Consider the following 7639-nt stretch of genomic DNA (forward strand, 5'->3'; position numbering starts at 1 on the left):
GGCCACTTCGCGGCTGCCGGCCGTCCAACTGGCCAGCGGCACCGTCGGGTAGATCAGCGTCAGGGTGGTGGTGCGCAGCTTGACCGGAGCCAGAAACGCGTCCGTCATCTTGGTGCACGAGTCTTTGATGAAGCCGTCCTGGTCGGGCTCGGCGGGCAGGCCACCGGGGAACTTCTCGCCCAGGTTGACGGTGCCGGTGACTTCCATCGCGTGCGGTGCCGCGCAGTCAACCGGAGCATCGGTCGGCTGGTTGGTCGCCGAATCGATGCCCAGGCACGTGCCGGCCGGCCACACCTTGGACTGGTCGACGTCGGCGACCTTGCCCTTGAAGGCCTGCTGCTGATTGCTCGTGCCGGGCAGCTGCAGGCCGCACAGCATGCGGCGATCGCCGGACTGACGCCAGGCCCGGTCGCCGGGCCAGAGCAGGCTGACGATGAACTTGCTGTTCGGATCGAACTTGGGTCCGAGGTAATTGCGGACGGCTGCCTCGCACTGTTCCTGGGTGATCTGCTGAATGCGCGCGGGCGTCGGCGGCGCGGCGTTGGGTCCGTACTCGGCGCCCGGGAACGTCCGCATGTCAATGGATTCGGCGACCTCGAACTTGTGGTCGTCACCGCAGTTGACGATCTTCGAAGATTCCGGGGTGGTGTCCGGCCACATCAGGCATTCCCCGGTGCCGGCCCGGTTGAAGGCGGCGTCGCTCTTGGTGCCGGTGCTGCGCACGGGGCTGCTGTCGAGGAACCGTCCCGATCCGGGGCCCCCGACCGGGATCGCGGTGACCAGCCCCGCGATCAGCAGGCCGCCGAGCGCGGTCAGCAGCAGCGCGCGCCGGGTCGCCCGGGCCTGCAGGCTGCGCGGCCACAGGGAGGCAGACGGCTGGTGATCGAACGGCTCATCGGTCGAGGCGACGGACGACTCGACCCCCTGGCCTACCGACAGTTCTTTCTCGGGCGCTTGCGACATCCGCTCCATTCTGACAGCAGCGCCTGGGAAGCTTGACAAAAGTTACTGATGTGAGTCCTGCGACCGATGCGGGTGGGATGCTCCGGCAGTCGGCTAATAGCGGTGAAAGTAGTCTCAGGGCCGTGATCGACCTGAAGCTGCTCCGGGAAGACCCCGACGCCGTGCGCCGCTCCCAACTGAGTCGTGGTGAGGACCCGTCGCTGGTAGACGCCCTGTTGTCGGCCGATGCCGCCCGCCGGGCCGCGATCTCGTCGGCCGATGGCCTGCGCGCTGAACAGAAGTCGGCCAGCAAGAGCGTGGGCGCGGCGTCTCCCGAAGAGCGCCCGGCCAAGCTGGCGCGCGCGAAGGAGCTGGCCGAGCAGGTGAAGGCCGCCGAAACCGCCCAGGCCGACGCGGAGACGGCGTTCACCGCGGCGCACATGGCGATCTCGAACGTCGTCATCGACGGGGTGCCCGCCGGTGGGGAGGACGACTTCGCCGTCATCGACGTGGTCGGCGAGCCCGCCGCGATCGACGACCCCAAGGACCACCTGGAACTCGGTGAGTCGCTCGGGCTCATCGACATGCAGCGTGGGGCCAAGGTGTCCGGGTCGCGGTTCTATTTCTTGACCGGCAAAGGCGCGCTGCTCCAGCTCGGCCTGCTGCAGCTCGCGTTGCGGCTGGCCGTCGAGAACGCCTTCATTCCGATGATTCCGCCGGTGCTGGTGCGCCCGGGGGTGATGGCCGGCACCGGATTCCTCGGCGCGCATGCCGACGAGGTCTACCGGGTCGAGGCCGACGACCTCTACCTGGTGGGCACCTCGGAGGTGCCGCTGGCCGGCTACCACTGGAATGAGATCCTCGACCTGTCCGGCGGGCCGCTGCGGTACGCGGGATGGTCGTCGTGCTTCCGCCGCGAGGCCGGCAGCTACGGCAAGGACACCCGCGGCATCATCAGGGTGCATCAGTTCGACAAAGTCGAGGGCTTCGTCTACTGCACCCCCGCCGACGCCGAGGCCGAACACCAGCGGCTGCTGGGCTGGCAGCGCGAAATGCTGGCCCGGATCGAGGTGCCGTATCGGGTGATCGACGTCGCCGCGGGCGATCTCGGCTCGTCGGCCGCCCGCAAATTCGATTGTGAGGCTTGGGTTCCCACCCAGGGCACCTACCGCGAACTGACGTCGACGTCCAACTGCACCACCTTTCAGGCCCGCCGGCTGGCCACCCGGTATCGCGACCAGGCGGGCAAACCGCAGACCGCGGCCACGCTCAACGGAACGCTGGGCACGACGCGCTGGCTGGTGGCCATCCTGGAGAACCACCAGCAGCCCGACGGCACCGTGCGGGTACCCGAGGCGCTGGTGCCGTTCGTCGGTGTTGAGGTGCTGGAGCCCGTCGCTCGATGACCACCATCGGAACGCCACTGTCGCCTAACGCGACCAGGGTCATGCTGCTCGGCTCCGGTGAACTCGGCCGCGAGGTGATGATCGCCCTGCAGCGCCTCGGTGTGGAGACCATCGCGGTCGACTCCTACGACAACGCGCCGGGCCAGCAGGTCGCTCACCATGCGCGGACCATCACGATGTCGGATCCGGACCAGCTCAAGGCCCTGATCGAGGCCGAAGGGCCTGATGTGGTCGTTCCGGAGATCGAGGCCATCGCCACCGGGGCACTCGAGGAACTGGAGGCGACCGGCGTGGTACGGGTTATCCCCACCGCCCTCGCGGCGCGCCTGACCATGGACCGCGCGGGAATCCGGCGTCTGGCGGCCGAGACCCTCGGCCTGCCCACCAGCCCGTACCGATTCTGCGATTCGCCGGCCGAATTGCAGGCGGCCGCCGCGGCCATCGGTTTCCCGTGCGTCGTCAAACCGGTGATGAGCAGCTCGGGCAAGGGCCAGAGCAAGCTCGACGGGCCCGAGGATGTCGAGGCCGCCTGGGCCTATGCGATGGCCGGGGGCCGAGTCAGCCACGGCCGCGTCATCGTCGAGGGATTCGTCGACTTCGAGTACGAGATAACACTATTGACGGTCCGGGCGCGCGGTGACGACGGCAACGTGTGCACGCATTTTTGCGCGCCCATCGGCCACAAGCAGGTCAGCGGCGATTACGTCGAGAGCTGGCAACCGCACCCGATGTCGGCCGCCGCGCTTCGTAACGCACAGCTGATCGCCCGCGCTATCACTGAAAGACTGGGCGGGCAGGGAGTTTTCGGGGTCGAGCTGTTCGTCAAGGGCGACGACGTGTGGTTCAACGAGGTCAGCCCGCGGCCGCACGATACCGGCATGGTCACGATGATCACCCAGTGGCAGAACGAATTCGAGCTGCACGCCCGCGCCATTCTCGGCCTGGCGGTCGACACCACGTGCAAGACGCCGGGCGCCAGCGCGGTGATCTACGGCGGTGTGGACGCCAAGGGCTTGGTCTTCGACGGCGTGGACGAGGCGCTTCGGGTACCGGGCACCGACCTACGCCTGTTCGGTAAGCCGGAAAGCTTCGTCAAACGGCGCATGGGTGTGGCACTGGCTCACGCCGAGGACGTGGACACCGCGCGGCGCAACGCGGTCGAGGCGGCGAGTCGGGTCAGGCCGCGACCGGTGTGACCGCAGTGCGTTCGTGCCGGCGCTGGCGTTCCATCGTCGCGAAGTAGAAGGCGAACGGAAACGCGAAACTGGTGAAGAAACTGGACAGGAAGAACAGCCACGGGCGCCGGATGCCGCGCCGGAGGCCGTCGACGATGGTAAAGACCGGCATGAGAATGACATTCGCGATCATGTAGTCCTGGTTTCCCGAGCCGCAGGCCGGGGTGGCGAACTGCCCCTTGATGAATTCCGGATAGCTGGCCGGCCCGGAGATCAGGTTGCCCTGGCCGTGCGCCGCCATCACGAAGTGGATGTTGAACCAATATCCGAACGCGATCGACGCTATGCCGGCGAGGTAATACACGCATTCCAGAGGCGAAAGCCACGGCCCACCTTGAGGTCTGGCGTAGATCTTCGGGTTGGAGGCGATGATGCCGGCGATGCAGGCAAGTCCCAGCAGAAAGTGAATGATGATCGAGGCCATGCGCGAAGTGTTGCGCGCAGTTGAAAGTTTTGTCAATAATGTCAAAAGATTTCTTGGTACCTTCTTCCCATGGTCAGGCCCGCTCAGACGGCCCGCAGCGAGCGCACGCGCGAGGCGTTGCGCCAGGCGGCCCTGGTGAGATTTTTGGCCCAGGGCGTGGAGGACACGTCGGCCGAACAGATCGCCGCCGACGCCGGGGTGTCACTGCGGACGTTCTACCGCCATTTCAGCTCCAAGCACGACCTGCTGTTCGCCGACTACACCGGCCTGCACTGGTTTCGTTCCGCGCTGGATGACAGGCCGGCCGACGAACCCATCATCGATTCGGTGCAGGCGGCCATCTTCTCTTTCCCGTATGACGTCGACGCCGTCACCAAGATCGCGGCCCTGCGGCAAGACGAGCTGGATCCCGGTCGCATCGTCCGGCACATCCGAGAGGTTCAGGCCGACTTCGCCGACGCCATCGGCGCGCAGTTGCAACGGCGCAGCCGCCGGGCCAACGGCGCGCCTCCGACGGCGGACCGGCGAGTGCGTGCCGCGGTGACCGCCAGATGCATTGCGGCCGCGGTGTTCGGCGCGATGGAGGTCTGGATGGTCAGTGACGAGCGGTCCCTGGGCGAGCTGGCGCGGCTGTGCCATGCGGCGCTGGAGTCGCTGCGAGCCGGGATCACCGACTCCTGGGTCACGGCCGCCCGCTCGTAAAGTTTCGTCATAATTGACAAAACTTTGCCGTCGTGCGAGCCTCCATTCCGGAGGGCAGGACATGACTGATTACGACGCGATAGTTATCGGTGCCGGCCATAACGGGCTGACCGCGGCCGTGCTGCTGCAGAAGGCCGGACTGAAGACGGTGTGCCTGGATCCCAAGCTGTACGCGGGCGGCATGGCTTCCACCGTAGAGCTTTTCGAGGGATACCAATTCGAGATCGCCGGCTCGGTGCAATTCCCGACGTCCCAGGTGGTGGTCGACGAGCTGGGCCTGGACACCATACCCACGATCGATTTGGACGTGATGTCGGTGGCGGTGCGCGGTGTCGGTGACGATCCGCTGGTGCAGTACAGCGACCCCCTCAAGCTGTTCACCCACCTCAATGAGGTGCACGGCGCGGACGCCGTCAACGGCATGGCGGGGTTGATGGCCTGGAGTCAGGGCCCGACCCGCGCGCTGGGCCGATTCGAGGCCGGAACGCCGCCGAAGAGCATCGACGAGATGTATGCCTGTGCCACAAACGAATTCGAGCGCTCGGCGATCGACGACATGCTGTTCGGATCGGTCACCGACGTGCTGGACCGTTACCTGCCCGACCACGAGAAGCATGGAGCGCTGCGGGGCTCGATGACCGTGCTGGCCGTGAACACGCTCTACCGGGGCCCTTCCACACCGGGTAGCGCGGCCGCACTCGCCTTCGGCCTCGGCGTTCCCGACGGCGACACCATGCAGATGAAGAAGCTGCGCGGCGGCATCGGCGCGCTCACCTCGCACCTGTGCGACGTGCTGGCCGCCCACGGCGGCGAACTTCGGTTGCGTACCAAGGTGACCGAGATTCGCCTCGCCGACGGACGCGTGACCGGGGTGCGCACCGAGGCGGGGGAAATGCTGAATGCCCCGATCGTGATCTCCGGCGTCGCGCCGGACGTCACGCTCAACGAGATGATCGAACACGGCGCGCTGCCCGCCGACATCCGCGAACGCTACGCGCGCATCGACCACCGCGGCAGTTACCTGCAGATGCACTTCGCGCTCGAGGAGGCCCCCGCCTTCGCCGCGCCCTACGAGGCCCTCAACTCACCGGCCATGCAGGCCTCGATCGGCCTGTTCTGCACGCCCGAGGAAGTCCAGCGGCAATGGGAGGACGCGCGGCGCGGAATCGTCCCGGCCGACCCGACGGTCGTACTGCAGATCCCCTCGCAGAACGACCCGGGCCTCGCGCCGGAGGGCAAGCATGCCGCGTCGGCTTTCGCGCTGTTCTTCCCGATCGAGGGCGACGTGGACTACGGGCAGGCCAAGGTCGAAATGGGTCAGCGGGTGATTGAAAAGATCACCCGGCTCGCTCCGAATTTCGAACGCAGCATCATCCGGCACACCACCTTCACGCCCAAGCACATGGGCGTGATGTTCGGCGCCCCCGGCGGCGACTACTGCCACGGCCTGTTGAATGCCAACCAGATTGGGCCCAACCGGCCCGGTCCGCGGGGGTTCCTCGGCCAGCCGATCCCGATCGAGGGGCTCTATCTGGGCAGCGCGGGCTGCCATGGCGGGCCGGGCATCACCTTCATCCCCGGCTACAACGCCGCGCGACAAGCGCTCGCCGACCAGCGCCGCTGAGCGGCCTCTTAACCGCGCTGGCCCAGCAGTTCGTCCAACAAGGCGGTGAACTCGTCGGGGCGCGTCGGAGTGAAGGCGGGGGAGGGCCGGGTGCCCGGGACGTCCAGCGTGATCAACGTCGACTTGAACGGCCGGCTGATGTCCAGCGGCAGCCAGCGACGGAAGTCCGAGGTGCCCCAGATCCGGAACCGCTGGGTGAAGAGTCCCAACTGCTCGGCTTTGTAGCCGCGGATCGCCTCGAGCGAGATCACCTTCGACGTTCCCGATGGAAAGTGGTAGCGGCGCAACGTGATCGCCGCACGGTCCAGCTGGACGAGGCCGTCGTCATAACAGTCGTTCACGCCCGCGAACTCCTCAGCTGGTGGCCCTTCGCGGTCAGGCAGCGCCCGTCGTCCAGGCGCCACTGCCACCCATGCAGGTTGCAGGTCAACGTGTCTTTTTCGACCACACCGAATTTCGACAGGTCGGCCTTGAGGTGTGGGCAGCGGCGCTGAACCTCCCAGCCGTCCAGCGTGACCGAGGCCGAGTCATCGTGAGTCTCGGCGAACCAGCCGTCGGCGTAAGCGATCCGCTCGTCGGTCAGGCACTTGAAGAACGTGTAGAGGTACTCGTTGTAACCGCCGACCCGCCACGCCCTGAAACGGGTCGACAGGAAGATGGTGTTGACCCAGTCCGGCTCGGCGTCGCGCAGCACGGTGCGGACCAGCTCCGGCGCGATCGCGAATCCGTAACGGACCTTCTCATCCGGAATGCGTTCCCGCACGGTCCTTTTCGGGAAGTCCAGGATCACGGTCTCCGGCCCTAGCACCAGTTCGACCGGGTAGCCGATCCCGTCGCAGATCTCGTCGCTCTGCGACATGATCGGCTCGAACAGCGCGCGCAGCGGTTCCAGCAGCGGCTCCCCGCTCGCGGGCGCCCAGCTCGCCCGCTCCGCGGCGACGACGGGTGCCATCCGCTCGGCGTATTCGGCGATGTAGTCGGCCTTGCCCGTGGTGAAGATGGCCTCGACCTGGTCGGTGGGCAGCGGGTGGGTCAGCGAGTTCAGGGTGGAGCCGGTGAAGTCGGCCGTCGAGCCGGGGATCAGCAGCAGCCCGCCGCGGTTGCCGTGCCTGCGCATCTGGTCCAGGAAGACCATCTGGTCGGGAAAGATGTTGGCCGGATCGCCGTGGTCGTCGTTGAGGTCGCGCAGCTCCGGATCCAGGAAGCAGGGCGGTCCCGCGGACGGGACCACCCACGTCGCCCCGACCTGGGCGAGGTACTGGCGGGCGCGGTCCATCTGCCGTTGCCGCTTCTGGACGACGGGATC

General features: G+C 67.0%; 8 protein-coding genes. 4 read left to right on the forward strand and 4 right to left on the reverse strand.

All coding sequences use genetic code 11. From position 1 onward, the window contains the following. A partial coding sequence (locus A5652_RS06690; RefSeq protein WP_067348129.1) for a septum formation family protein occupies positions 1 to 972 on the reverse strand: 972 nt, incomplete at its 3' end. A gap of 113 nt (positions 973 to 1085) precedes the next feature. On the opposite strand from A5652_RS06690, the gene serS reads away from it, so the two are divergent. Continuing rightward, positions 1086 to 2348 carry a serine--tRNA ligase gene (gene serS, locus A5652_RS06695; protein WP_067348131.1) on the forward strand — a complete coding sequence of 421 codons (1263 nt, stop codon included), beginning with the start codon at positions 1086 to 1088 and terminating at the stop codon, positions 2346 to 2348. Further along, on the forward strand, positions 2345 to 3544 hold the full coding sequence (purT, locus tag A5652_RS06700) for a formate-dependent phosphoribosylglycinamide formyltransferase (protein ID WP_067348132.1): 1200 nt from the start codon (positions 2345 to 2347) through the stop codon (positions 3542 to 3544). Before serS ends, purT begins: the two co-directional genes overlap by 4 nt. Here the strand turns inward: purT and A5652_RS06705 are convergent. Then, positions 3525 to 4007, reverse strand: coding sequence for a DUF2834 domain-containing protein (locus A5652_RS06705; RefSeq protein WP_067348135.1), 483 nt, complete (start codon positions 4005 to 4007; stop codon positions 3525 to 3527). The two genes, purT and A5652_RS06705, sit on opposite strands and share 20 nt — an antisense overlap. A gap of 69 nt (positions 4008 to 4076) precedes the next feature. Here A5652_RS06705 and A5652_RS06710 point away from each other — a divergent pair, with 69 nt between their 5' ends. Further along, positions 4077 to 4709, forward strand: a complete 633-nt coding sequence (locus tag A5652_RS06710; RefSeq protein WP_067348138.1) for a TetR/AcrR family transcriptional regulator — start codon at positions 4077 to 4079, stop codon at positions 4707 to 4709. Positions 4710 to 4770: 61 nt separating this feature from the next. Further along, positions 4771 to 6333, forward strand: coding sequence for an NAD(P)/FAD-dependent oxidoreductase (locus A5652_RS06715; RefSeq protein WP_067348141.1), 1563 nt, complete (start codon positions 4771 to 4773; stop codon positions 6331 to 6333). Between the two features lie 8 nt (positions 6334 to 6341). Here A5652_RS06715 and A5652_RS06720 read toward each other — a convergent pair whose 3' ends face one another. Continuing rightward, a complete protein-coding gene (locus A5652_RS06720) occupies positions 6342 to 6674 on the reverse strand; it encodes a hypothetical protein (protein ID WP_067348144.1) in 333 nt (110 codons plus the stop codon). Next, the coding region (locus A5652_RS06725) for a Rieske 2Fe-2S domain-containing protein (protein ID WP_156745190.1) at positions 6671 to 7639 on the reverse strand (969 nt) is incomplete at its 5' end. The genes A5652_RS06725 and A5652_RS06720, both read right to left, overlap by 4 nt.

Origin of the sequence: Mycobacterium sp. 1165178.9 (assembly GCF_001673555.1) — a bacterium.
Lineage (GTDB): Bacteria > Actinomycetota > Actinomycetes > Mycobacteriales > Mycobacteriaceae > Mycobacterium.

Bases quoted from the DNA above. Each gene is read 5' to 3' on its own strand.
- purT (WP_067348132.1), top strand. From the start codon at position 2,345: ATGACCACCATCGGAACGCCACTGTCGCCTAACGCGACCAGGGTCATG.
- A5652_RS06705 (WP_067348135.1), bottom strand. From the start codon at position 4,007: ATGGCCTCGATCATCATTCACTTTCTGCTGGGACTTGCCTGCATCGCC.
- A5652_RS06710 (WP_067348138.1), top strand. From the start codon at position 4,077: ATGGTCAGGCCCGCTCAGACGGCCCGCAGCGAGCGCACGCGCGAGGCG.
- A5652_RS06715 (WP_067348141.1), top strand. From the start codon at position 4,771: ATGACTGATTACGACGCGATAGTTATCGGTGCCGGCCATAACGGGCTG.